Genomic DNA, 24,537 nt, shown 5'->3' on the forward strand with positions numbered 1-24,537 from the left:
ATCTGTAGAGCGCTAGTTGATATATGATTCGTAGAATTCCTGTCCAGAACACCATTAGTCCAACGGTTCATCTGTTTTGCAAAAAACTAAAGGACAATTCGTCATTTAAATTCTCTGGTGATATAGAAACAAGCTACTCTTCTCGTTTGTCGCAATCGACAGACAACAGTATTTATCAAGCAATTCCCCAAGCCATTATCTTTCCTAAAAATGAAAAAGATCTATTAGCATTAACAAAGCTTGCTAATGAAGCCGAGTTTAAGGCGTTAAAATTTACACCGAAAGGTGGCGGCACTGGCACTAACGGGCAGTCTTTAACTGAGTTTATAATTGTCGATATGTCGCGACATATGCGAAATATAATTGAAATCAATGTGGAAGAACGCTGGGTCAAGGTAGAGTCTGGTGTAATAAAGGATCAGCTGAATGATTTCCTTAAACCCTATGGGTTTTTCTTTGCTCCTGATCTTTCAACGTCAAACAGAGCAACAATTGGTGGAATGATAAACACTGATGCGTCAGGTCAAGGATCACTAGTTTATGGTAAAACAAGTGACCATGTACTTGGCTTAGAAGCCATTACTATTGGCGGTGATAAGTTGTCTACGTCGCCTTTGACCGTTGATGAAGCGTTATCTCGAAGTGTCGACAACAAGACTACAGCGGGTATATATAAACAAGTTTACGAAACAGCAACTAATTATAGAGACCAAATTCGAGAAGTGTTTCCTCGTTTAAATCGTTTTTTGACAGGATATGACTTAGAGCATGTGTTAAGTGATGATAAAAAACACTTTGACTTAAGCAGAGTATTAGCTGGATCCGAAGGTACGTTAGCGTTTATTACTGAAGCTAAGCTTAATATTACCCCCATAGCAGCTTATAAAACGATGATTAATATCACGTATGACAGTTTTGATTCAGCGTTGCGTAACTCGCCATTTTTAGTTGATGCAAAAGCGACATCTGTAGAAACTATAGACAGTAAAGTTCTTAACTTAGCAAAACAAGACGTAATTTGGCAGGAAGTCCAAGATCTTATTATTGAGGTTGAAGGGCAAGTCATAGCAGGGTTAAATATTGTAGAATTTAATGACGAAGACGAGAGTAATCAAGATGATAAAGTCTCAAGTCTATGCAAAAGATTAGATCAACTAATATCAACAAAAAGTTCAGGCGTAATAAGTTATTCAGTAACTTCAGACCGTTCAGCAATGGCAAGAATATACGCAATGCGAAAAAAGTCGGTTGGCTTACTTGGTAATGTTAAAGGCGATAAGAAACCTATCGCATTTGCCGAAGACACCGCAGTACCACCAGAAAACCTTGCCGACTTTATCGCTGAATTTAGACAGCTATTAGACTCTCATAACCTTGAATATGGCATGTTTGGTCATGTGGACGCCGGTGTTCTTCACGTTAGACCAGCGTTAAATATGATGGATCCTAACCAAGAAAAGTTACTACGAGTGATATCGGACCAAGTTGTTAAGCTCACGGCAAAATATAAAGGTTTAATGTGGGGGGAGCACGGTAAAGGATATCGAAGCGAATATGGTCCAGAATTTTTTGGACAAGAGCTATTTTTAGAGCTTAGAAAAATCAAAGCAGCCTTTGACCCTCACAATAGACTAAACCCAGGTAAAATATGTACTCCTATAGGCAGTGAAGAAAAATTAGTGAGTGTTGATGCGGTTAAAAGAGGGCGATTTGACAAGCAAATACCGATAGACGTTAGAGAAGAATATCAACAAACCGTTAATTGTAATGGCAATGGCTTATGCTTTAATTATGATGAATCCAGCGTAATGTGCCCATCTTATAAAGTAACCAAAGATAGGCGATATTCGCCGAAAGGGCGTGCAACATTGATGCGAGAATGGTTAAGGTTACAAGGCGAAGGTGTGTCTTATGTAAACATGGCAATGGCAAAAACGGTATTTCTCGACTTGTTTAGATTGCCATACAAAGCCGCTTATACATTAGCGAAAAAGTTCGGTCGATATGACTTTAGTCATGAAGTAAAAGAAAGCATGGATGCGTGTCTAGCGTGTAAAGCTTGTACATCAGCATGTCCAATAAAAGTTGACGTACCAACATTTAGAAGCAAATTTTTAGAGGCTTATTACCTGAGGTACATGCGACCGTTAAGTGATCATTTAGTTGCTAATGTCGAGTCTATAATGCCAACGCTTTCTAGGATGTCTACGGTCACAAATTGGCTGACTCACAATCCAATTAGCAACTTTGTTGTAAAAAATATTGTTGGTTATGTTGATGCACCAAAGCTTAGCCAACACCCAACCCAAGTAATTGAAAGAAAATACTTTTATAACAAAACGCGTTACCAGGCGCTGGCCGAAGTTGATAAGCAAAAGACCGTTTTTCTTGTACAAGATGCGTTCACATCAAGCTATGAGTCATCTTTGTTAAAAGACACTGTTATTGCGCTTGAGGGATTAGGTTTTTCTCCGCTTATATTACCATTTCAAGTTAACGGTAAAGCCCAGCATGTTAAAGGGTTTTTGACAAAATTTACTGAAACGGCAAAAAGCGCCTGCGATTATTATAATGACATCGCGACCTTTAAACGACCAATGATCGGCCTAGATGCTTCTATGACTTTAGTTTATCGCGATGAATATCCAAATTTGCTAGGTCATAATAAGGTTAAATTTAAAGTAGACTTATTAGGTGAATGGTTATCAAAACAATTACTGAATAAATCTGTTGCAGATAAAACTAAAATGGCAATCGATGAATCATTAACGAAATACACAGTGTTGTCTCATTGTACAGAAAAGTCTTTAATCGCAGATGCACCTTCGCATTGGCCAATTATTTTTGAAAGGTTAGGGCTCACCGCTAAACCAGTGAATACAGGATGTTGCGGTATGGCCGGAACGTTTGGGCATGAAAAAGCAAACCAAACAGTATCAAAAGAACTCTTTGATATTAGCTGGGCGCCAATTCTTCAAAATAGTGAACATGATACGGTATTAGCCACAGGCTTTTCTTGCCGCTGTCAAAGCAAACGATTAGCCCAACAAACATTGAAACATCCTATTCAGATTATCGCAGGTCTGTTTAAATAGGCTTCATTAAGCAAATTAGGCATTATTATTTTGGAGTTTTGACATGGATTTCACTGAATACTCAATCGAATTTTTAACTATTGCACTTGCACATTTATTTGCAGTTGCAAGCCCAGGTCCCGACTTTGCGATTGTTATGAAACATTCGATTCAATATGGCAAGCGGACAGCATTGATAACCTCTGTAGGTGTTGGTAGTGCTATTTTTGTTCACGTTGCATACGCTTTAGCGGGCATTGGTCTAATTATTAACGCAACGCCTTGGTTATATGACTTATTAATTATTATTGCTGCAAGTTTTTTGATTTATCTTGGTATTGGAGCTCTACAATCACAGGCCCTGGTATCAACTGCAGCTATTAAAGAGTCAAGTAACCCTGAACTGTCTGATAAAAAGGCATTTTTACTAGGGTTTATGACCAATGGTTTAAATCCTAAAGCTACTTTGTTTTTTTTGTCTTTATTTACTGTTGTTGTATCTATTGATACGCCTATGATAATTAAAGGTGCTTATGGTATCTATTTGGCTTTTGCAACAGCGGCTTGGTTTTGTGGACTGTCACTTGTTTTAAGTCGTCCGTACGTACGAGATTTGTTTAGTCGGAATGCGTATATTTTTGATCGCGTTATGGGACTGATTTTAATATTGTTAGCAGTAAATATTCTATACAGTGAGTTTGGTGCTCGGTTTGGTATATAACAAAGGTCGGTATTTTTGTACTAACCTTTGTTACAGGGCTGAATGTTTATTTAAGTAGAAATATTCCGATGGTTAGTTGCTACTTTGTGTGAGTCACTTCAATCAAGTCGAAGTCACGTAAGTTTTTGTGCGCTTTTTGAATACGATTTTCTAGAGATGCTAAAGCATCTACTTTTTTACAGACCACATCGGCTTTTGCTTCTAATTGAGTAGCTCTAGCTTCAATTTCCTCTTCAATATTTTTTTCGAGGTTTTCTAGTTCACTAAAGTCGGTATCGCCACTCGCAATTGACGTACCTATTAATTGCAAAACACCGCCTATTAACGACGGAAGTGCTTGTTCTACCACTTCTTCAATAGCTCTATCTAACTCTTCATCAGCAAAGTCCATATTAAATTGACCTTCATCAAAAGTATAATAGCCGTCCTGCTGTGCAAATTTGTTCTCAAGTCGCTGTTTTACATTTGCTAACTTCGCATCAAGTTTCGTTGAATCGCCAAACTGACCAAGTCCAGCATTGATTCCGTCAAAAGCGATACCAACCGCTTCCAATGCTATTTCAGTAATAGTAGGAATTAGTGAACGAGTCTCAGTAGAGAATTCTTTTATTAAAGCTGAGTCGCTTGCGCTTAGCTCAAGCTTTTCGCCCTTATAGAATATGGTTTCATTGTTATAAATGTCGTAAAGGGTTTGATTGTTTTTAATGACTAAGATGTGGTCAGGGGTGATCGATACTTTATTTTGAAAAGTAACATCACATTGTTTATTTACTACGCCATCATTGTGGGCTTGAGCGTAGTTGCTCGATAATAGAAGAGGTGAAATTAAGCAACTTACTAATAATGAATTTTTTAACATTTTATATTTCCGTGATATTTGTATGTAGATTTACAGAATAGATATCAATCTCTGTGCCACTTGTGAGATTCCTTTGTTATAAGGGTTTCAGGTCAATTTATTGCATTACTACACTTTGGACAACACTTAAAGTTTGGTGATATCCGCCAAATATTAGGGTATTTACTCATTGCGTTCTATTGAAGATTTATTTGCTTTAAAAGTATTCGATTGATGGCATTTTGCTTGGTGTAACCGCAGACCATAGTGGTATACTCAAATTAATTAATAGTTTTATAAGGGTTTATAAATGGCGGACACAGAAAATCGCCCATCGAATTTTATTCGCAACATTATTAATGCGGATTTAGCAGACGGAAAGTATGAGACTACGCACACTCGATTTCCTCCAGAGCCAAATGGTTTTCTTCATATTGGTCATGCCAAGTCGATTGTACTAAATTTTGGTATTGCACAAGATTATAAAGGGCTTTGTAATCTAAGGTTTGATGATACTAATCCAGAGAAAGAAGATATTGATTACGTTAATGCTATTAAAGAAGACGTAAACTGGCTTGGTTTTCAATGGGATGGTGATATTTGTTACTCGTCTAACTATTTTGATCAACTTTTTGGTTATGCCGAAGAACTAATTAATAAAGGCTTAGCTTACGTAGAGTTTTCAAGCCAAGAAAAAATTCGAGAAATGAGAGGCACCTTAAAATCACCTGGTGAAAATAGCCCTTATCGAGATACTAGCCCTGAAGAGAATTTAAAGCTGTTTCATGACATGCGAGATGGCAAGTTTAAAGAGGGTGAATGTTGCTTACGCGCTAAGATTGATATGAGCTCAAGCTTTATTTGTATGCGTGACCCTGTTATCTATCGAATTCGTTTTGCTCACCATCATCAGACCGGTGATAAGTGGTGCATTTATCCAATGTACGATTTTACTCATTGTATATCGGACGCAATAGAGAACATTACACATTCATTATGTACATTAGAGTTCCAAGATAACCGACGTTTATATGACTGGGTGTTAGACAATATAAGTATCGAATCACGTCCACACCAATATGAGTTTTCAAGATTAAATCTCGAATATACAATTATGAGTAAACGTAAACTGAATACTCTTGTTACCGATAATCATGTAGAAGGCTGGAATGATCCACGTATGCCGACCATTGCTGGCTTAAAACGTAGAGGTTATACACCAGGCTCTATTCGTGAGTTTTGTAAACGTATCGGTGTGACTAAGGTCGATAACATGGTTGAGATGGGCATGTTAGAAGCTTGTATACGTGAAGACTTAAACGAAGCGGCACCTCGCGCTATGGCCGTCGTTGATCCTATTAAGTTAGTTATTGAAAACTTACCGGAAGACCATATCGAGTGGATTGATGCACCTAATCATCCAAATAAAGAAGAGATGGGTACGCGTAAAATCCCATTTACAAAAGAAATCTTTATTGAGCGTGAGGACTTCCGTGAAAGTGCAAATAAAAAATACAAACGCTTGGTGATAGATAAAGAAGTTCGCTTACGTAATGCTTATTATGTAAAAGCTGTCCGCTTTGATGCTGACGATGCTGGGAACGTGACCACAGTATATTGTGAATATGACCCGACCACATTAGGAAAGTTACCTGAAGATGGGCGCAAGGCAAAAGGTGTTATTCACTGGGTGTCTGCATCAGAAGGGGTTGAAGCGGAAATTCGTGATTACGACCGTTTATTTACCGTTCCTAATCCTGCGGCTGAAGAAGACTTCACTACAGTGTTAAATCCAGAGTCGTTAGTCATTCGAAAAGGTTATATCGAACCAAGTTTAGTTAACGCGGCACCTCAACAAGGTTATCAGTTTGAACGCTTGGGTTATTACTGCTTTGACGGTAAAACTAACGAGCAAGGCCAACTTATATTTAATAAAACAGTTGGTTTAAGAGACTCTTGGGGTAATTCAGAACAGTAATATTGCTGTTATAAAAAAAAGGAGGCTTTCGCCTCCTTTTTTATTTATACATGTGTAACATCAATGATAAGTGACTCATCTATATTTGATGATGATACCGTTGCCTCAGAAAACTCATACGCTTTACGTTCTTCACTTCTATCAATAGGTAAGTTTTTAAAGTCAAACAAATCGCCATCAGCTAATTGGCTCACACTGACACTTTTTATCGAGCTAAATATGTTTTCAATTCGCCCCGGAGTTTGTTTATCCCACTCGGTTAACATCGCCTTAATTGACTGTCTTTGTAGGTTTTCTTGAGAACCGCATAGATTGCAAGGAATGATCGGATAGTTTTTGTGCTCTGCAAGTTTGATCAAGTCTTTTTCACGACAAAAAGCTAGCGGGCGTATTACTACGTTACGTTTATCATCAGAACGTAATTTAGGTGGCATGGCTTTTAATTTAGCACCGTGAAACATGTTCAAAAACATAGTTTCAACAATGTCATCCATATGGTGACCTAGTGCGATTTTTGTTGCTCCAATGGACTCTGCAAAAGAATATAAAGTACCCCGTCTCAAACGAGAACAAAGTCCGCAGGTCGTTTTTCCTTCAGGTACTTTTTCTTTTACAATGGAATAAGTGTCTTTATCAACAATGTAGTAGGGTATGTCTAATGACTCGAAGTACGCTGGCAGAATATGCTCTGGAAAACCAGGCTGTTTTTGGTCTAGATTAACAGCGACAATTTTAAAGTCGATAGGTGCTGACTTTTGTAAACTAATTAGGATATCTAACATTGCAAACGAGTCTTTACCGCCACTTATTGCAGCCATAACAACGTCTGACTCCTCAATCATATTATACTCAGCTATTGCTTTGCCAACTCGACTTCGAAGTCTTTTTTCAAGTTTATTTTGTTCGTGAATAGCTTTTCTTGGATCTAAATCTGTCATGGATAATGAACTGCAAAATAATAAATGGTCGCGTATTTTACCTATGCTTAAACATTTAATAAATAGTAAAGAGAGAGCAAAAGCGATAAATCATCGCCTTTGCAGTAATATTGGTAGGGGAGCTAAAGTTTTACTGGGCAAACAAAGTCTGAGGGCTTAATGGCAAGTAAATCGCAGTTGATATTATCTATTACATGCTCAGCCGTGTTACCAATAAGTGCGGCCGTTATACCGAGTCTGCCAACCGTTCCCATTACAACAAGCTCAGCATCTAAGTCGTTAGCAACTCTTGGGATCACATCTTCGGCCATTCCTTCGACCACATGGCAGCGTGTATTAGGAACTTCATGCTTATTTGCTAGTGCCTCCATAGACGTTAAATGATGTTGTTTCATGGTTGAATTATATTCGTTTGGATCAAATTCTGGAATTTCGACTGCGATATTGACAGGGGTTGGAGGATAAGCATTTATTAAATGTGTATCGGACTCCAGTAATTCAGCAATGTGCTTTCCGTGACCGATGATCCGATCGTTTAACTCTTGATGCTTGTCATCTTCCGTACCAGCACTTACCGCAGCTAATACTTTACCGTGTTCAGGCCATTCGTGCTCTTTAACTAATAACAGTGCACAAGGACATTTACGCAATAAATGCCAATCAGTTGGCGTAAAAATAACAGATTTTAGCGTGTCATGGCTATGCGTCCCTTTAATCACTAGGTCATAATTCCCTTCAAGTACCGTCCGGATGATGCTTTCGTAAGGTCGGTTGTGCCAAACAACTTTAGTTTTTATATCATGAGGGATAGTGGGACTATGAGTAATGAGATCTAGCAACCAACTTTCTCGGTCAGCGATTACTGCGTCCCGCATATGATGGCGTTCATCAGAGGACAACATAGTGGTCATTTCATAGGAAAAATCATAAATAGTAAGAAATAGAGTAATACTAATCGGCTGTTTTTCTGCTAGTTCTAATGCTCGAGAAAGCGCTTTTTGTGTATCTTCGGTAGGGTCGATAACGACTAAAACATTTTTGAAATCACTCATAAGTTATCCTTACTATTTCTTATTAAACCTAAGTTTAGTAAAGATAACGAAAAATGTGCGCGATAAAATTGCCCTAAATCAATAAACCAGTCAATTAGTTAACTAAATTTTCAACTTTAGGCAAATCTAACACTGTAATAAACTTTCCATCAATAGAGATGACACCAAGCTTCTGTAATTTGCTAAAAATACGGCTAACGGTTTCAACGGTTAGGCCTAAGTAATTACCGATATCGGCACGAGTCATAGGTAATCGGAATGTTGTTGACGATAAATTACGTTCACTAAAACGGTTTGAAAGTGACGCTATAAAGCTACATATGCGCTGTTCGGCAGACTTTTTGTTCAACAACATAAACATTGCTTGGTCGTTTAAAATCTCACTACTCATTAGACGCGTAATTTGTTGTCTTAAGTTTGGCATATGACCCGATAGGTCTTCGATGGTCGTGAACGGAATTTCACACACCATAGATGTTTCCAATGCCTGAGCAAAAGTAATATGTTTGTTAGTTGATAGTGCATCAAACCCAATGATATCGCCCGGAAGATGAAATGCTGTAATTTGTTCGGTACCATCATTATCAACTAAGTACGATTTAAAGCTACCGGAGCGCACCGCGTAAAGTGTTTTTAGTGGTTGTCCAGCGTCAAATAGAGTTTGGCTCTTTTGATATGGTTTTTTACGCTGTATTAAATCGTCTAATTTACGTAACTCATTGTCATCTAATGTAAACGGAATACACAGTTGATTTAAGTTGCAGTTCGTGCAACTAATGCTAAACGCGCCACAATTATGTTTTTGTTTTGTGCCTGTCATTATTAGTCAATTCCCGTTAACTTTTGATACGTGACGTAAAGTTGATATAACGCCATTATAATGATCAAAGTCCCAAAAAAAAGGCGTATATTAGCGTTTTTTAAATAAATACTAATTTTGCTATTAAATACGGTCATACCGACAACCCCTGGCAAAGTACCTAGACCAAAACAAAACATAATAAGCCCGGCGTTAATTGGACTTTCAGAAACAACTGCTAAGCTCAAAGCCGTATATATTAATCCGCAGGGTAAGAAGCCCCATAAAACGCCATAAGCGATACATTTAGATAAACTGTCGATCGGTAATATTTTTTTCTTTAATGGCTCAATAACACGATTTACATGTTTACCAAGCCATTCTATGTTCAAAATAGCATTAGATATTTGAGCAACATGTAAACCTATACCGATCATTAGTACGCTAGCAAATACGCTTAGATATAATATGTTGCCATTCGTTAACGTAAAAATTGATTGTGTAAAGTAGTTAGCAATAATTCCTATCAATGCATACCCTGTAATTCGAGACAGGCTGATAATACTGGCATAACGGACAAAGCTTTTATTGGCCGGGATCGAGAAACCCAACGCCATAGATAACGAACCGCACATAGCAACACAGTGACCTACACCAAGTAATCCCATGAGAAATGCGGTTAGCAGTAAACTCACAAGCTTCCCTTTGGCTCTTTATCATGTGAATTTGCTTGGTCATTTGCATTTGAACTAGTATCGTTTTTTGACTCTGTCGATTGATTATTTCCCGAAGGCATATCATCCATTAGTATCGACAAACCTTGCTTCTCCATGTCTTCAAACTGTTCTGATTTAGTTGCCCAAAAAAACGCGACAACACCGATCACCATAAACAAAATGGCAACCGGAATAAGATAATAAATTATATTCATTTCAATAACCTCAATGAGTTACTAACGACAATAATCGAACTCGCTGACATACCAATTACTGCAATATATGGAGGTACAAGACCGAGCATTGCCACCGGCAATATACTTACGTTGTATAACAGGGCCCAGTATAAATTTTGTTTAATGATGCGCCTTGTCTTAGCTGCATTATTTAACAGTATATTGACTGCTTTTAACGAGTTGTTTACCACAATCACGTCAGCCGCCTGCTTAGTAATATCTGCACCACTTCCCATTGCTAAACTTACGTCGGAACCTGCAAGAACAGGCGCATCGTTTATTCCATCACCGACCATCAAGGTTGCATGACCATTTGATTGAAGCTTATTGATAATTTCAGCTTTACGCTTTGGAGAACAAGCAGTTTGCACGTCATCAAGTGGCAAGTTTTGAACTAAATGTGCCGCTTTAGTACTAGAATCACCCGTTAGCATTAACATTGTCTTTCCGTCATTTTTTAACGCGGTTAAGGATGACAATGCATCTGTTTTCAATTTATCCTGGGCTTGATAGCTAACAACAACACAATCATCTAGAACGACTTGAATATTGAAGTCACTCACCTTTGTATTGCAAAATTCAGCGCTACCTATTTTTAGTTGATGTCCGTTAACATCTCCGGAAATACCTTTACCCATTTCAACCCGAACATTTGACACTTGGTTGCCGCTAGTATCAAAGCCAACTATACCCAATGACTCTTTATTAAACGCCTTAGCAATGGGGTGTTCAGATTGCTTTTCTAAACTATATATGTAACTAGCAATATCAGATTTTGTTAAGCCCGCTGGCAAAGGATCACTCGTCCAGAGTTCCTCAATAATGGAAAACTTGCCTTCGGAAAGTGTTCCTGTTTTATCAAATATGATTGTATCTATTTGATTGAGTCGATCAAAAGCAACAGCATCTTTTATTAGTATACCTGTTTTCGATAATGTCGAAAGCACGCAAGTATAAGCGGTAGGTGTCGCTAGACTTAACGCACAAGGGCAGGTGGCGACTAGTACTGATAATGAAATCCAAAGTGCATCAGCTGGACTATTTACGCTCCAATACCAATAGGTAAATACTGATATAACGAGTTGCGCAAAAACAAACCAGTGCGCTACACGATCTGCAATTTGACTGTATTTGGGTTTAAAGTCAGAAAATGTTTCTTGTAGTTTATTTATTTCAGATAGAGCAGTTTGAGAACCAGTGGCAGTGACCCGAACTTTTATAAATCCGTCTGAGTTTACACTTCCTGCAAGCACAGTATCATCTATTGACTTAAATACTGGCGCAAACTCACCGGTTAAAATTGATTCATTTACCTGCGTTTGGCCTTCGATAATATTACCGTCAACCGCAATTTTCTCTCCGGCTTTTACAACAATAACATCATTAACTATTACGTCTTTGAGTAACACAGTTTGTTCTTCTGAGTTAACTATTTTTACAACGGTTTCAGGTAACGATGCTGATAGGTTTGCGTTAGATAAAATGGCTTTACTTTTAGCTCTGAATTCTAAATATTTACCTATTAATAATAAAAAGGTAAACATTGATATACTTTCAAAAAACACTTCACCTTTATCACCGTCTAGACCGTTAATTATTAACTGATAAAGACTAGCGATAAATGCACCATATATAGCAACAGAAACCGGTACATCCATATTCAGGGTTTTTGCTTGTAATGCTTTAATCGCTCCGGTTAAAAATGGAACTGCTGAATACAGAACAACAGGCATAGAAAGTAAAAAACTTATCCATTTAAAGTAACCTATTTGGTGACTTTCCATACTTTCGAATGCACCAAAATACATAGCGACTGCGAGCATCATAACTTGCATCGTAAATAAGCCCGCAACGCCTAATCGCTTTATATATTGTTTTTCTTTTTGTTTTATTGAGTGTTCTACATCTGACACCTTAAAGGGCGTCGCTGGATATCCGATAGTATTAAATTTTTGTAGAATGGTAGATAGCTTAGTTGAGCTATTGTCCCAACTAATGATGGCACGCTGGCTAATTGTATTTACACTAATCTTTAATAAACCGTTAATTTGGTATAAAGACTGTTCAATTAACCAAGCACAAGCAGCACAATGAATATTGTCCACCGATAGCGTAATTTCGTGATTTAGACCGTTACGCTTTGCTATAAGTTCAAGATAATCATCATCACCATAAATTTCATATTGATTATCACTTATGTCCTCCGCTGGCTTTGACGCGAGCTCAGAGCGAAACTCATAATAGCTATTTAAACCATTTCCAACAATATGCTCAGCGACGGCTTTACAACCTCGACAGCATACCGGCTGAGGAACTGAATTAATTTTTACAAACAACGGCTCTTCTGTATCTAAAACATCGGAGCCACAATGAAAACAATTATCCAATGATGTTATTCCGCTTCTAATTTGACCCAATCATTGGCCGGGAAGGCAATTTTTTGTTGCACTTTCCAAGCTCTATCCATTGGTTCTACAAAGATTGTCCATTTTCCTGTTAGGTGATTATCTAACGTTTTACCAAATGTACCGGCTGCGTTCGGTGTGAGAACCAAAGTTAAGTCTCGTTTACCTTGTGTTGAATGAACTAAACTCACTTTTAACGCGGAGAAGGTCTCGGATGACTTAAGCTCTATCCTATCGTTACTTAGCCGAACGTTTAATTCGATTCCTGAGTCTTTAAATGCCTTGTACAAAACTAACTCTTGATTAATCGCTTTACCTTTTTTGTAGTAATCATCAACCACCATTTCAGGTTGATTTTGACTCGTAATAATAACTGTTGTTATACCCGCTATTACTGAAGAAACAGGCAGCGCTATTATTAGCCAAACCCATCCGTTTTTATACCAAGCTGTATTATTCGATTTCATAAACTACTCATTAATCATTAGACATAAAAAAAGCCTCCGAAGAGGCCTTTTATTTTACCCCATATTACTTGTCAGGGTGTGAAATATTGTAAATATATGCAGAAATAACATGTACTTTATCTTCACCAAGTACATCTTTCCATGCTGGCATAACACCATAGCGTCCGTAACGAAGCGTTTCTTCAACGGCCTTCTTAGAACCACCATATAACCATATATTATCTGTTAAATTAGGTGCACCAAAAGGTAGGTTGTGAGCCAAAGACCCCTTACCATCAGGACCGTGACATGCCGCACACATACCAAACTTCGCTTCACCCGCATCAGCTAACTTGTCGTTAACTTTACGGCCTGCTAATTTAAGTACATACGCTGTCATCTCTTCGATACCTTGGTCGCCTAAAGCAGCTTCCCATGCTGGCATTGCTGCTTTACGTCCATACAATAAAGTTTCCTTTATAGTTTCTGGCGAGTCGCCATATAACCAGTCGTTATCACGTAGGTTAGGGAATCCAGTTGAGCCTCGAGCATCAGAACCGTGACACAATGCACAGTTTTGCAAGTAAAGTCGTTGGCCAACTTTAAAACCTTCATCGTCGTAAGCCAAATCTAAGATAGGCTTGTCCGCTAGTGCTTTAAATACAGGACCATAAACTTCGTCTGCAGTCTTAACTTCCTGATCTAGAGCAACCAGTAGACCTTCAGCTTTCGCTTTTTCAGACAAAGCTTTAGATTCTGCTAGTGTTGTTATGCCTTGGTTAGAACTTTTCCAACCAAGTAAACCTTCATAATTACCTAGACCAGGGAATAGGGCAAGGTAACCTACAGACCATACTAAGATGAAATAGAATAGATACGTCCACCACTTAGGAAGTGGGTTATTTAACTCTTCTATGCCATCGAACTCGTGGCCCATTGACTCACCTTCTTCTACATGAGTGTAGTTTTTAAGGTTCGCCGTGATGATCACAAAACAGGCTACAATGGAGAATACCGTTAGGATAATTATCCACCAGCTCCAAAAATCAGTCATTATCATTTGATGATTCCTTTTTACGCGGACTATCGTTTACATCATCTTCTAAAATTGACTGGGCAATATCATCAAAATCTTTTTTTCGATTTTTGTTGTACGCCCAATAAACGATAACCAAAAATAAAAATAATAAAATTAGCGTGTAAACGCCTCTATAAGTACCGTAATCCATAACGCCTACTTAAGGTGAGTACCTAGTTGTTGCAAGTATGCGATAAGCGCTTGCATTTCGGTCTTACCTTGAACTGCAGCTTGGGCTCCAGCTATGTCTTCCGCAGAGTAAAGAGGAATATAATTTCCATCTTCATCTTTATGAGTTTTGCCAGCAGTAAGTTTGTTAAATACTTCAAACTTTTTAGCTGTGTACTCACCGGTCAATACATTTTCATCTAACCAAGGGAAAGAAGGCATGTTTGACTGAGGAACAACGTCTCTTGGGTTCATTAAGTGAGCATAGTGCCAGTCGTCACTATAACGTTGACCGACACGAGCTAAGTCAGGACCAGTACGTTTAGAACCCCAAAGGAAAGGGTGATCCCAAACTGACTCGCCAGCTACTGAATAGTGCCCATAACGCTCAACTTCCGCACGAAACGGACGTATCATTTGGCTATGACAGTTATTACATCCTTCACGAATGTATATGTCGCGACCTTCCATTTCTAATGCAGTTAATGCACGTAAATTTTTGATTGGTTGTGTTGTATCTTTTTGGAACATCAGCGGAGTAATTTCCACTAATGCACCAAAACTAATAGCGATAATTGTAAAGATAACGAGAAGAGGTACGCTTTTCTCAATTTTCTCATGATGGTTAGTTGCCATTATATAACTTCTCCTTACGCCGCTACTGGGTATTCTTCTTGCTGTGCTTTAGCACCGCGAACCGTTTTATAAACGTTGTAGGCCATGACTAACATACCAGCAACAATGAATACGCCACCAATGAATCGAACAATATAGAAAGGTTTTGAAGCTTCTAAGCTCTGAACGAAACTGTAGGTTAAAGTACCATCAGCGTTTACAGCACGCCACATTAGACCTTGCATAACACCAGAAATCCACATAGCTACAATGTACAGAACTACACCGATTGTATGTAACCAGAAGTGGTGATTAACTAGTTTAAGGTCAAACATTTGAGTTTTACCGTAAAGGCGTGGAATCAAGTGATATAGAGCACCAATTGAAATCATCGCAACCCAACCAAGTGCACCTGAGTGAACATGACCAATAGTCCAGTCGGTGTAATGCGAAAGCGCGTTAACTGATTTAATTGCCATCATTGGACCTTCAAACGTAGACATACCGTAGAAAGATAACGAAACAATTAAGAAACGTAACACAGGGTCAGTTTTAAGCTTATGCCATGCGCCAGATAGCGTCATGATACCGTTGATCATGCCACCCCATGATGGAATAAACAGAATAACAGACATAACCATGCCTACAGACTGTGTCCAATCTGGCAATGCTGTGTAGTGTAAGTGGTGAGGGCCAGCCCAAATGTATAACGAAACCAAAGCCCAGAAGTGAACAACAGATAGGCGGTAAGAATAAACTGGGCGCTCGGCTTGTTTAGGAACAAAGTAATACATCATACCTAAGAAGCCTGCTGTTAATAGAAATCCTACAGCATTATGTCCGTACCACCACTGTATCATGGCATCGACAGCGCCAGAATACATTGAATATGATTTCATTTCGTTTACTGCCATTGCTTGGCTGTTAACAATATGAAGAATCGCTACAGTTACAATAAAGCCCGCGTAGAACCAGTTTGCTACATATATGTGGCTTGTTTTGCGAATAGCTAATGTACCTAAAAATACATACGCATATGCAACCCAAACAACCGCAATAGCAATATCGATTGGCCATTCTAGTTCTGCGTACTCTTTAGATGTTGTGTAGCCTAAAGGTAGTGAGATGACAGCAGATATAATAATTGCTTGCCAGCCCCAGAAAGTAAATGCGGCGATTTTGTCGCTGATAAGTCGAACTTTACAAGTACGTTGAACAACATAATAAGATGTTGCGAATAGGGCACTAGTACCAAACGCAAAAATTACAGCGTTGGTGTGTAAAGGACGTAAACGTGAGAATGTTAACCAAGGTGTATCAAAGTTTAGTGCAGGCCATATTAATTGCGCAGCAATCAATACACCTACGCTCATACCAATGATACCCCACAATACAGTTGTTAAAGCGAACTGCCTAACAACCTTGTAGTTGTACTCTGGGTGAGCAATATTTGTTGTTGTCATAGTATGGTTCCACTTACCCGTGAAAATTGTGTTATTAAAGTTATAAATATTAGACTCTTTTTGAAATTTTGGCGGTAAATTATCCAAAATTACATAAAGAGACTATTACGCACGTGCATGATAAAGGCTTTGTGAGTAAAATCATAGCGAGCAACGCGATTATATTGTCCCAGATCAACATTATGAGAACCTAAGTGATTAAAAAACCAACATTGCTACAAATATTGTTATTCACCAGTGTCTTAGTTTTATCCGTTAAGGGTTGTAAGCCATTGGATAACTCTGCAAATGAAGAAAACTGTCATTCACAAGGTTCTCAATGTTTACAGCTTATATTTACTGATAGTAGGGCTGTTTTCGATCACTCTTTTTTAAAAGCTGAACAAATCACTAAAGTGGATATTGTTGCTACTAAACCAATTAAAAAGATTTGGCTAGAAGCAACAAACATGCAAATGGGGAGTATTCCAATCCATTTCAATGAATATAGGGCGTTAAACTATCAAGCAACCGTCCTTGTAGGGCTATGTTCAGAGCCTGTAATGGATTGGGTAATGTACATTAGCTACCATGATGGAAGCTTAGACCAAAAAACAGTTCGAAGTTATTGGTCAAATGAATATCTTTAACTACAAAAATCGGCGTTAGCTTTCTTCAACCACAGGCTCGTTATGGGTTCCACGAATTGGGTAATTGTTTTCAGGGTTTTTAGCCCATTTTAGTCCCTCATACAAAGTATTTACTTCTGGTCTACTAAAAGGGTTGTTGCTTATATCAACCGCGATAATTGTTTTGTCTCGGTTTATTATGAACAACGCCGGCTCCGCAAAAACGTGATCCGTCTCATGTTCATTTCTAGGTACTGACTGATACACGCCTAGCTTATCCATGTCAGCAAGACTTAAACCATAACCTAACGTGAAACCGACATTTAACTCTTCTTTATGATGCTCTAATTGTTTGTGGCGATCAGCCGAAACGGCAATAAGCTCTATACCTAAATCAAGAAACAAATATTTATAATCTTCCAGCGTGTTTAAGAATTTAGTACATAAAGGGCAATGAGCACCACGATAAACTATAACCATCTGCCAATCAGCATCTTCATTTATTGTAGAGCCTAAGGAAAAAGTCTTCGAAGGGGTTAATTTAACGTCTATATCGGGAAAGTTAGAGCCAGGAAGTAATTTGTTGGTAAACATAGGCATCCTTTTTAATTTATCTATACTTATTGCTACGTTAGTTTAAATGAGCGTAAGCTATTATTACGCAACAATAAGTATAGACGATCAAAAGGAGTTATAGACTGACAATTAATCGATTTTGAAGGTACCGACCATTTTATCGAGTTGCGCAGCTAAAGCCTTCAATTCGTCACTTGAATGTGCCATTTCTGACGCATTAAGTGCTGACTTTTCACTATTTTGACTCACCGTCTTAACATGTTCATTTATTTCGTTAACAACCGTAAGTTGCTCTTCCGTAGCCGTTGCTACTTGCAGATTTAGGCCTGATAAAGTGTCAATTTGTAGTGCTATTTCTTTTAAAGCCTCATTTGCTTCGTGAGCAGACTCTGCACCTTGCGTAGCCAATTGTCTGTTTTCCCTGACACCTTGTACCGCGATTTCTGATTCAGCTTGTAATTGTGAAATCATTGATGCAATTTCGTCCGTAGACTCACTGGTTCGTTTTGCTAAATTTCGAACCTCATCAGCAACAACAGCAAACCCTCGACCTTGTTCACCGGCTCTCGCTGCTTCAATGGCCGCATTTAGCGCTAAAAGATTAGTTTGTTCAGAAACACCCCTGATCACGTCTAAAACACTACTAATATTCCCACTCTTTTCGGCTAATGATTCAATTGTGCCTGAAACACCTTTCATACCTTTTGCCATAACATCGATGAACTGGGCCGACTCACCAACAACAGTTTGAGCAACCTGTGCTTTTTCCATTGCAGCATTTGTAGCGTCAGAAGCGACGTTGGCGCTTTTCGCGATGTCGCCAATAGTAATACCCATTTGATTAATTGCAGTTGCGGCATGAATTGACTGATCTCGCTCGAGCTCAGCGCTTGTTTTAGTTTCTAATGCACCGTGAGACACCGTTTCTGAGGCTTCTTTTAATTCTAGAGAAGTATTGGATACATTCACGATTACATTTCGAATTTTGTCTAAAAATTGATTAAAGCCTTGAGCTAAATCAGAAATTTCATCATTACCGTAACGTTTAATACGATACGACAAGTCTCCAGAACCATCACCTAGATTCTTAAATACACGTGCTAACGCTAAAATTGGTAGCATTAACATCTTTGAGAAATAACGGGCAATAAAACCTAAAGCAAGAACCACAATGAAAAACCACATTATCATGTGATCGCGGCTTTCATTTAATCCGGCATAAAGCTCAGCAGTTGGTACTTCGGCAACAACATACCAATCTAAAGAGGGGATATAACTAGTTGCTACAACTGAGTTACCATCGTTTGCAAAGGCGAAATCTTTTTCTTGTAATAAGGTAGATGTTTTTATATTGCCGTATTCTTCTCGCAATGTTTGATTACTTGCTTTGGCCTTATCCCTATGGATTTGCATTAAACCATTTTTATCAACTAAATAAACAAAACCAGTTTCTTCAATTTTGAATGCATTTAAGTAAGAAACCATATCGTTAAATGATTTAGATACACCAGAAATACCCTTATCACCAATCATTTGAAAGTTAACAAACATATCTACGTCACCATTTGGATAAGCGTAAATACTGGCAGACTCAGCCTGGTTACTATTGGTGAAAGCAAAAAACCAACCATCAGCGGCATCATTTTGAAGCACTCTTAAAAAGCCGTCTTGATTCCAGTACTGTGCTGTATCTCTATTTGCAAAAGACGCATTACTAAGACCATTGGCAGCTTGAATATTCTTTAAGTATTTAACTAGAGTCTCTTCGCCATCTTTGTTTAAACCGCTATTAACCCAATTCAAAATAAATGGATTTGTAGCGATACCACGCGTAATTGTTTTCATCTTGGCGGTTTCGCCATCAATCGCATTACGAACTCGTTGAACTAGATTTGGTAATTCTGATGTTTCCATTCGTTCCAACATAATGGATTGCGCTTTTGAATGACCAACATAGCTAACTATACTAGTAGAAATAATAATCGCGCCAATGAGGGTAAGCGTGATCTTCGTTTGGATCGGTAAAGAGAATATGAACTTCTTCAGCATAATAATTCCAAAAAATATGCGGAGACAACTGTCCCTGTTTAATAACTGTATGTAGTCTACCCAAATGTATCGACACTTATAAGCATCTCTTTAGATAAATTAAAAATAAAGGCATTTATCGGCGGATAACAGCATTTGGTAGTTTTATTAATATCAAATTGTTGCAAATCTGGTCAAATTTAATAATGTCCAACATAACAAATAATTATAAAAAGGCAGAGTAATGTTTTTTAAAAGTTTAAAATTGACGTGTATTTTTACGTTAATAGCAAGTCCACTCATTAACGCTGAGCCCTTACCACCGATGTGGCCCAACACCGAGTATAAAAAAGACATACCTACAGTAAAACAAGTTCTCGGTTATTCTATTGGTCAACGTATTTCTTCACATAGCGATTTGTTACGTTATTTTGATGCTTTAGCTATCGCTGCACCGAACCGTATAAAAGTGCACCAATATGGCACTACGTGGGAAGGCCGTAAGCTAATTTACGCCGCAATCGGTAAGCCAGAGCACCTTACCGATTTAGAACAATTTGCCAGTGATATGCAAAAGCTGTCTGATGGTCAAGCAAATAAGGCATTGATGAAACAGACTCCAGGCTCCGTATGGCTAGGTTACTCTGTTCATGGTAATGAAATTAGTGGTACAGACTCAGCTATGATGACGGCATACCATTTATTGGCCGCAAAAAATGATGCAACAGTTAATAGTATCTTAAACAACACGCTTGTTTTTATTGATCCTCTGCAAAATCCCGACGGCAGAACCAGATTTACTAGCCGTTATTATGCGACGGTCGGTCTAGAGCACAGTGCTGATCGGTTGAGTGCTGAGCATAATGAACCTTGGCCAAGTGGTCGTTCTAATCATTACTTATTTGATATGAATAGAGATTGGTTAGCCATTACCCAACCGGAGACCAAAGGTCGAATAGCGATGTTGAATAAATATCGTCCTTTAGTTGTTATCGACTTGCATGAAATGGGTGGTGATCAAAGCTATTACTTCGCGCCAGCAGCAAAACCAATCAATCCGCACATGACCAAAACACAAGTTAACAACATGGGTGAAATTGGTAAGAATATAGGGCGCCATTTTGATCAAGAGGGTTTTGACTATTTTACTCGAGAGATTTTTGATGCGTTTTATCCAGGCTACGGCGACAGTTGGCCTACATTTTATGGGGCATCAGCTTCTACTTATGAGGTATCGTCCTCCCGTGGAAAACTATTTAAAAAACGCGATGGCGAGATAATGACTTATCGCAACACTGTTAGAAGACATTTTGTTGCGTCCATTGCTACATTAGAAGGAGCTTCATTGAATCGCGAGAAGCTTCTTGCAGATTATGTTGATTATCAAAAGTCGGCTATTGAACAAGGCAAAAAAGATAAAAAAGCGCGCGTTTACATTTTTGCCGAACAAAAAAACAGAAGCGGTTCGCATAAACTCGCTACGCTAATGGCAGAACATGATGTGCAGGTACAAGTCGCGTTAGATAATTTTGAGGTTTGCGGTAAGTCTTATCCGGCTGGAAGCTATTTTATTGATTCTGCCCAACCTAAGGGGCGTTTTGTAAAAACAACGTTTGAACAACAAGTAAATATGTCACCGGATTTTGTCGCCGAACAAGAACGACTTCGTGCTAGAAAGTTGGATAACGAAATATACGATGTTACCGGTTGGTCGTTGCCACTTATGTTTGGTGTTAATGTAGAGAAGTGTGGTAAAACTCCAAACGTTAAAACAACCTTGTTAGCAGAAGATGCACCGCTTGTCGCGAATATTACCAATCCAGATGGTAAAGTTGGTTTTATAGTTCCATGGGGAGACATGGCTGCTGGACGCTTTTTAACATCAGCATTACGACAAGGGTTATCTGTAAAATCGACGGATCAAGCTTTTACCTTGGAAAATGGAAAGACGTTTCCCGCTGGTTCCTTAATTATAGAGCGTCGAAAGAATAATCAAGACTTGAACGACATAGTTGCAAAAATTGCTTCGGCGACTGGTGCAATTGTACATGGTGTTGATACAAGTTGGGTCACGAGTGGCCCTAGTTTTGGTAGTGGTAAAACACCGAAAATGGTTGCGCCAAACATTGCAATTGCCTGGGATTCGCCAGTTAGTTCATTAAGCACAGGTCACACAAGATTCGTTATAGAGCGCGAATTTAATTATCCTGTAACAGCAATAAGAACCAGTATGTTGTCTTGGGCAAATTTAGATAACTATCAAGTTTTAATTTTACCAAATGGTTATTACCATTCAGTGTTAGGGAAGGCCGGAGCGAATAATATTAAGCAATGGGTCAAACGCGGTGGTGTATTAATAACGCTATCTGGTGCGACAAGGTTTGCAGCTGATCCTGATATTGGTTTACTCGATGTACAAAGGGAGTTGGCCGTTAAAAAGTCGGAAAGTGTATATCCTGACGCAGATGATAAGCCAGAGGCAATGGTAAATGGTGTGCTATTAACCAGTAAAAAAGAATTGATTGAATCGGCTGAGAATAACAAAGAATCACCTGACTTTGTAGCGGGTGTATTAGCCAATGTTGAGGTTGATCAAGAACACTGGTTAACGGCCGGTGTTAAGCCAAATGTTGTAGGGTTAGCGTATGGCAATGATATTTTTACACCGATCAAACTTGCATCAGGTAAAAATATAGCATGGTTCGCTGATGCAGATAACGTGCTTGCTAGCGGCTACTTATGGGCTGAAAATAAAAAGCAATTAGCGTATAAACCATTCCTTATACATCAACCAATGGGTAATGGTATGGTTATCGGATACACGCAGGAGCCTACATCGAGAGCCTACCTTGAAGGGTTAAATGTGTTGTTTTTAAATAGTATATTTAGATCGGTGGCCCACGCTAGACCGTTACGATAATAATAAAGTTTATTGTAATAGTATGTATAATGCCGTTTCTTTTACTTAACTGGAATTTTCAATGAATAAAATATACATTAATGTGGCGCCAATAGAGTTAAATAAGCTTCTTAAATTTGAAAGCTTAGTAGCAAGCGGCGGTGAAGCTAAGATGGTTATTGAAAATGGTTTGGTAAAAGTAAACGGCAGTGTAGAAACTCAAAAGCGTAAAAAGCTTAACATTGGCGATAACGTAGAATTTAACTCTGAGCACTATATTATTGCGCTAGCCGATTAATATTTAGGTTGCGTGCATGCAGCAAACGTAAAATGGAAATTTTGTAGAATAACCACTCAAGGATAGAAAGATGGGTAAAATATTAACGATACGTAACAAACTATTTAGCCTACGCGGGCAAATGGACATCAATGATGAGCATGAACAAACCTTTTTTACTGCAAAAGGTGAATTCTCATTTTTTTTCTCTCCGACGTGGCGTGTTTTCCGTGAAAACAATGAATTAGCAACAATAAAAAAGCGTCGCTTTTCAATTCGTCCTACTTATGATGTCACTTCTATTTTTGGCAGCTATTCTGTGAAACGTAAACTGTTGTCATGGACACGTCAATATTACGTGGTTGATGGAATGTATAATGGTGCAACAGCTAAGGGTAATTTTTTTGACCTAGCGTTTACCATTCAGTTTGGCGGAACAGAGATTGCGACTGCAAACGAAAAACTTATTTCACTTCGCGATACACATGTCATCATAGTAAATCGTGATGAAGAGCCTGACGTGCTGTTTACAAGCGTATTAATGGTAATAATGCAGCTGGACAAAAGCGACGATAAAACATCTGGCACCTTGTCGGATTAACTCAATTATTCTAAACGAGAGTGATTTTCGTGTTTAAAGATAATAAGCCTAATACATTTAATGATGCCTTGAACAAGTTAAACCATGCTCAAAAGCAACGTTTAGCATTTATCGATTTTTCGTTGTTCTTTAAAGGGCACTTATGTCGGAATGATTTAATACAACAATTCGAAGTTGGTTTATCTGCGGCGACACGAGATTTTACTTTATATAAAGAGTTTGCTTCAGAAAACCTATACTATGACAATCAGGTTAAGCGATATTTCCAATCTGATGCGTTTAAACCATTATTTGAGCATGACGCAAAACGAACATTAATAAAATTAGCAAATCAAATATCAGATGGGTTTGACGCAATAAGCAACACGCCATTTCCAGTTGAACAGCCGTCTTATTTAAACTTTCCAGATATCAATGTCATAGCTCGCCTTGTTCAAGCTATGTTAAATGGAAATGTGGTTAACATTATTTATACTTCTTTATCAAGCGGGTCAAACGCGCGAGATGTAGTGCCTCATTCGATAATAGACAATGGTTTACGTTGGCACGTACGAGCTTTTGATCGTAAGTCTCAAAGCTTTAGAGACTTTGTATTGACCAGGATCAGCAAGGTTTCTATTCGCTCGAATCAAACCATGCCGTCAGAACGAAAGTCTTCAGACACTCAATGGCAACAAGTTTTAGACTTAGAGATTGTCCCGCACCCAAATAACGTTAATCATACAACAGCTATTGAAATGGATTACGGTATGACAGATGGGCGATTGAATTTAAAGGTGAGGGCAGCCATGGCGGGCTATCTTCTTCGACGCTGGAATGTGGACTGTACCAATAACGCATCGCTGTCATCACCAGAGTACCAATTACATTTACATAACCGATCATCATTAAACGGTGTTGCGCAATTAGCGATAGCACCTGGGTATAGTAACTGACAAACACCTGCAGAGTCGTTAACTGAAGTTGAAATAAACTTTGTCAGTAGCAAACTGTGGTGACGGACTTCCATAAGTAAATGTCA

General features: G+C 38.5%; 22 protein-coding genes. 8 read left to right on the forward strand and 14 right to left on the reverse strand.

Features of this window, described 5'->3' with window-relative positions; all coding sequences use genetic code 11:
* Positions 1–23 precede the first annotated feature (23 nt).
* Positions 24–3,095, forward strand: coding sequence for a D-2-hydroxyglutarate dehydrogenase YdiJ (gene ydiJ / locus ACZ1GV_RS06155; protein ID WP_472675701.1), 3,072 nt, complete (start codon positions 24–26; stop codon positions 3,093–3,095).
* Positions 3,096–3,138: 43 nt separating this feature from the next.
* Positions 3,139–3,795 carry a LysE family translocator gene (locus ACZ1GV_RS06160; protein ID WP_472675702.1) on the forward strand — a complete coding sequence of 219 codons (657 nt, stop codon included), beginning with the start codon at positions 3,139–3,141 and terminating at the stop codon, positions 3,793–3,795.
* A 79-nt stretch (positions 3,796–3,874) separates the two neighbouring features.
* On the opposite strand, the gene ACZ1GV_RS06165 is transcribed toward ACZ1GV_RS06160, so the two are convergent.
* Positions 3,875–4,654 carry a DUF2884 family protein gene (locus tag ACZ1GV_RS06165; RefSeq protein ID WP_472675703.1) on the reverse strand — a complete coding sequence of 260 codons (780 nt, stop codon included), beginning with the start codon at positions 4,652–4,654 and terminating at the stop codon, positions 3,875–3,877.
* Between the two features lie 289 nt (positions 4,655–4,943).
* Here ACZ1GV_RS06165 and glnS point away from each other — a divergent pair, with 289 nt between their 5' ends.
* A complete protein-coding gene (gene glnS / locus ACZ1GV_RS06170; protein ID WP_472675704.1) occupies positions 4,944–6,611 on the forward strand; it encodes a glutamine--tRNA ligase in 1,668 nt (555 codons plus the stop codon).
* A gap of 44 nt (positions 6,612–6,655) precedes the next feature.
* Here the strand turns inward: glnS and ttcA are convergent, their stop codons facing one another.
* The 11 genes from ttcA to ccoN all read right to left on the reverse strand — a co-directional run bounded on the left by ttcA (position 6,656) and on the right by ccoN (position 16,527).
* Positions 6,656–7,549, reverse strand: coding sequence for a tRNA 2-thiocytidine(32) synthetase TtcA (gene ttcA, locus ACZ1GV_RS06175; protein WP_472675705.1), 894 nt, complete (start codon positions 7,547–7,549; stop codon positions 6,656–6,658).
* 122 nt (positions 7,550–7,671) lie between these two features.
* Complete coding sequence (uspE, locus tag ACZ1GV_RS06180) at positions 7,672–8,601, reverse strand: universal stress protein UspE (RefSeq protein WP_472675706.1); 930 nt, start codon at positions 8,599–8,601, stop codon at positions 7,672–7,674.
* Positions 8,602–8,695: 94 nt separating this feature from the next.
* Positions 8,696–9,421: a fumarate/nitrate reduction transcriptional regulator Fnr gene (fnr, locus tag ACZ1GV_RS06185; protein WP_472675707.1), complete on the reverse strand. Its 726-nt coding sequence runs from the start codon at positions 9,419–9,421 to the stop codon at positions 8,696–8,698.
* A 2-nt stretch (positions 9,422–9,423) separates the two neighbouring features.
* A complete protein-coding gene (locus ACZ1GV_RS06190) occupies positions 9,424–10,095 on the reverse strand; it encodes a sulfite exporter TauE/SafE family protein (protein WP_472675708.1) in 672 nt (223 codons plus the stop codon).
* Positions 10,092–10,331, reverse strand: a complete 240-nt coding sequence (ccoS, locus tag ACZ1GV_RS06195) for a cbb3-type cytochrome oxidase assembly protein CcoS (RefSeq protein ID WP_472675709.1) — start codon at positions 10,329–10,331, stop codon at positions 10,092–10,094. Before ccoS ends, ACZ1GV_RS06190 begins: the two co-directional genes overlap by 4 nt.
* On the reverse strand, positions 10,328–12,739 hold the full coding sequence (locus tag ACZ1GV_RS06200) for a heavy metal translocating P-type ATPase (protein ID WP_472675710.1): 2,412 nt from the start codon (positions 12,737–12,739) through the stop codon (positions 10,328–10,330). The genes ccoS and ACZ1GV_RS06200 overlap by 4 nt, the downstream gene beginning before the upstream one ends.
* A 5-nt stretch (positions 12,740–12,744) precedes the next feature.
* A complete protein-coding gene (locus tag ACZ1GV_RS06205) occupies positions 12,745–13,224 on the reverse strand; it encodes a FixH family protein (RefSeq protein ID WP_472675711.1) in 480 nt (159 codons plus the stop codon).
* Positions 13,225–13,288: 64 nt separating this feature from the next.
* Complete coding sequence (locus ACZ1GV_RS06210) at positions 13,289–14,257, reverse strand: c-type cytochrome (RefSeq protein WP_472675712.1); 969 nt, start codon at positions 14,255–14,257, stop codon at positions 13,289–13,291.
* Positions 14,250–14,432 (reverse strand): cbb3-type cytochrome oxidase subunit 3, encoded by a 183-nt coding sequence (locus tag ACZ1GV_RS06215; protein ID WP_210559492.1) that lies wholly within the window; start codon positions 14,430–14,432, stop codon positions 14,250–14,252. Before ACZ1GV_RS06215 ends, ACZ1GV_RS06210 begins: the two co-directional genes overlap by 8 nt.
* 5 nt (positions 14,433–14,437) lie before the next feature.
* Positions 14,438–15,085: a cytochrome-c oxidase, cbb3-type subunit II gene (gene ccoO, locus ACZ1GV_RS06220; RefSeq protein WP_210559491.1), complete on the reverse strand. Its 648-nt coding sequence runs from the start codon at positions 15,083–15,085 to the stop codon at positions 14,438–14,440.
* Between the two features lie 14 nt (positions 15,086–15,099).
* Positions 15,100–16,527 carry a cytochrome-c oxidase, cbb3-type subunit I gene (ccoN, locus tag ACZ1GV_RS06225; RefSeq protein WP_472675713.1) on the reverse strand — a complete coding sequence of 476 codons (1,428 nt, stop codon included), beginning with the start codon at positions 16,525–16,527 and terminating at the stop codon, positions 15,100–15,102.
* Positions 16,528–16,721: 194 nt separating this feature from the next.
* Between ccoN and ACZ1GV_RS06230 the strand changes: the two genes are divergently transcribed.
* The gene (locus tag ACZ1GV_RS06230; RefSeq protein WP_472675714.1) at positions 16,722–17,156 is read left to right on the forward strand and encodes a hypothetical protein; all 435 of its coding nucleotides are present in this window, start codon (positions 16,722–16,724) and stop codon (positions 17,154–17,156) included.
* Between the two features lie 15 nt (positions 17,157–17,171).
* On the opposite strand, the gene ACZ1GV_RS06235 is transcribed toward ACZ1GV_RS06230, so the two are convergent.
* Positions 17,172–17,729 (reverse strand): redoxin domain-containing protein, encoded by a 558-nt coding sequence (locus tag ACZ1GV_RS06235; protein WP_472675715.1) that lies wholly within the window; start codon positions 17,727–17,729, stop codon positions 17,172–17,174.
* Between the two features lie 111 nt (positions 17,730–17,840).
* Positions 17,841–19,760: a methyl-accepting chemotaxis protein gene (locus tag ACZ1GV_RS06240; protein ID WP_472675716.1), complete on the reverse strand. Its 1,920-nt coding sequence runs from the start codon at positions 19,758–19,760 to the stop codon at positions 17,841–17,843.
* 223 nt (positions 19,761–19,983) lie between these two features.
* Between ACZ1GV_RS06240 and ACZ1GV_RS06245 the strand changes: the two genes are divergently transcribed.
* The 4 genes from ACZ1GV_RS06245 (at position 19,984) to ACZ1GV_RS06260 (ending at position 24,451) form a co-directional block, all read left to right on the forward strand.
* On the forward strand, positions 19,984–22,659 hold the full coding sequence (locus tag ACZ1GV_RS06245; RefSeq protein ID WP_472675717.1) for a M14 family metallopeptidase: 2,676 nt from the start codon (positions 19,984–19,986) through the stop codon (positions 22,657–22,659).
* Positions 22,660–22,720: 61 nt separating this feature from the next.
* Positions 22,721–22,936 carry an RNA-binding S4 domain-containing protein gene (locus tag ACZ1GV_RS06250; protein WP_472675718.1) on the forward strand — a complete coding sequence of 72 codons (216 nt, stop codon included), beginning with the start codon at positions 22,721–22,723 and terminating at the stop codon, positions 22,934–22,936.
* A 70-nt stretch (positions 22,937–23,006) separates the two neighbouring features.
* Positions 23,007–23,516, forward strand: a complete 510-nt coding sequence (locus tag ACZ1GV_RS06255) for an LURP-one-related/scramblase family protein (protein WP_472675719.1) — start codon at positions 23,007–23,009, stop codon at positions 23,514–23,516.
* Between the two features lie 29 nt (positions 23,517–23,545).
* Positions 23,546–24,451 carry a WYL domain-containing transcriptional regulator gene (locus tag ACZ1GV_RS06260; protein WP_472675720.1) on the forward strand — a complete coding sequence of 302 codons (906 nt, stop codon included), beginning with the start codon at positions 23,546–23,548 and terminating at the stop codon, positions 24,449–24,451.
* Positions 24,452–24,537: the final 86 nt, after the last annotated feature.

It is taken from the genome of Psychrosphaera sp. HA2-10, from assembly GCF_055693745.1.

What these genes read in the sequence shown, in the direction of transcription:
- ydiJ (WP_472675701.1), top strand. Translation starts at nt 24, where the DNA reads ATGATTCGTAGAATTCCTGTCCAGAACACCATTAGTCCAACGGTTCAT.
- ACZ1GV_RS06160 (WP_472675702.1), top strand. Translation starts at nt 3,139, where the DNA reads ATGGATTTCACTGAATACTCAATCGAATTTTTAACTATTGCACTTGCA.
- ACZ1GV_RS06165 (WP_472675703.1), bottom strand. Translation starts at nt 4,654, where the DNA reads ATGTTAAAAAATTCATTATTAGTAAGTTGCTTAATTTCACCTCTTCTA.
- glnS (WP_472675704.1), top strand. Translation starts at nt 4,944, where the DNA reads ATGGCGGACACAGAAAATCGCCCATCGAATTTTATTCGCAACATTATT.
- ttcA (WP_472675705.1), bottom strand. Translation starts at nt 7,549, where the DNA reads ATGACAGATTTAGATCCAAGAAAAGCTATTCACGAACAAAATAAACTT.
- uspE (WP_472675706.1), bottom strand. Translation starts at nt 8,601, where the DNA reads ATGAGTGATTTCAAAAATGTTTTAGTCGTTATCGACCCTACCGAAGAT.
- fnr (WP_472675707.1), bottom strand. Translation starts at nt 9,421, where the DNA reads ATGACAGGCACAAAACAAAAACATAATTGTGGCGCGTTTAGCATTAGT.
- ccoS (WP_472675709.1), bottom strand. Translation starts at nt 10,331, where the DNA reads ATGAATATAATTTATTATCTTATTCCGGTTGCCATTTTGTTTATGGTG.
- ACZ1GV_RS06205 (WP_472675711.1), bottom strand. Translation starts at nt 13,224, where the DNA reads ATGAAATCGAATAATACAGCTTGGTATAAAAACGGATGGGTTTGGCTA.
- ACZ1GV_RS06210 (WP_472675712.1), bottom strand. Translation starts at nt 14,257, where the DNA reads ATGACTGATTTTTGGAGCTGGTGGATAATTATCCTAACGGTATTCTCC.
- ACZ1GV_RS06215 (WP_210559492.1), bottom strand. Translation starts at nt 14,432, where the DNA reads ATGGATTACGGTACTTATAGAGGCGTTTACACGCTAATTTTATTATTT.
- ccoO (WP_210559491.1), bottom strand. Translation starts at nt 15,085, where the DNA reads ATGGCAACTAACCATCATGAGAAAATTGAGAAAAGCGTACCTCTTCTC.
- ccoN (WP_472675713.1), bottom strand. Translation starts at nt 16,527, where the DNA reads ATGACAACAACAAATATTGCTCACCCAGAGTACAACTACAAGGTTGTT.
- ACZ1GV_RS06235 (WP_472675715.1), bottom strand. Translation starts at nt 17,729, where the DNA reads ATGTTTACCAACAAATTACTTCCTGGCTCTAACTTTCCCGATATAGAC.
- ACZ1GV_RS06240 (WP_472675716.1), bottom strand. Translation starts at nt 19,760, where the DNA reads ATGCTGAAGAAGTTCATATTCTCTTTACCGATCCAAACGAAGATCACG.
- ACZ1GV_RS06245 (WP_472675717.1), top strand. Translation starts at nt 19,984, where the DNA reads ATGTTTTTTAAAAGTTTAAAATTGACGTGTATTTTTACGTTAATAGCA.
- ACZ1GV_RS06250 (WP_472675718.1), top strand. Translation starts at nt 22,721, where the DNA reads ATGAATAAAATATACATTAATGTGGCGCCAATAGAGTTAAATAAGCTT.
- ACZ1GV_RS06255 (WP_472675719.1), top strand. Translation starts at nt 23,007, where the DNA reads ATGGGTAAAATATTAACGATACGTAACAAACTATTTAGCCTACGCGGG.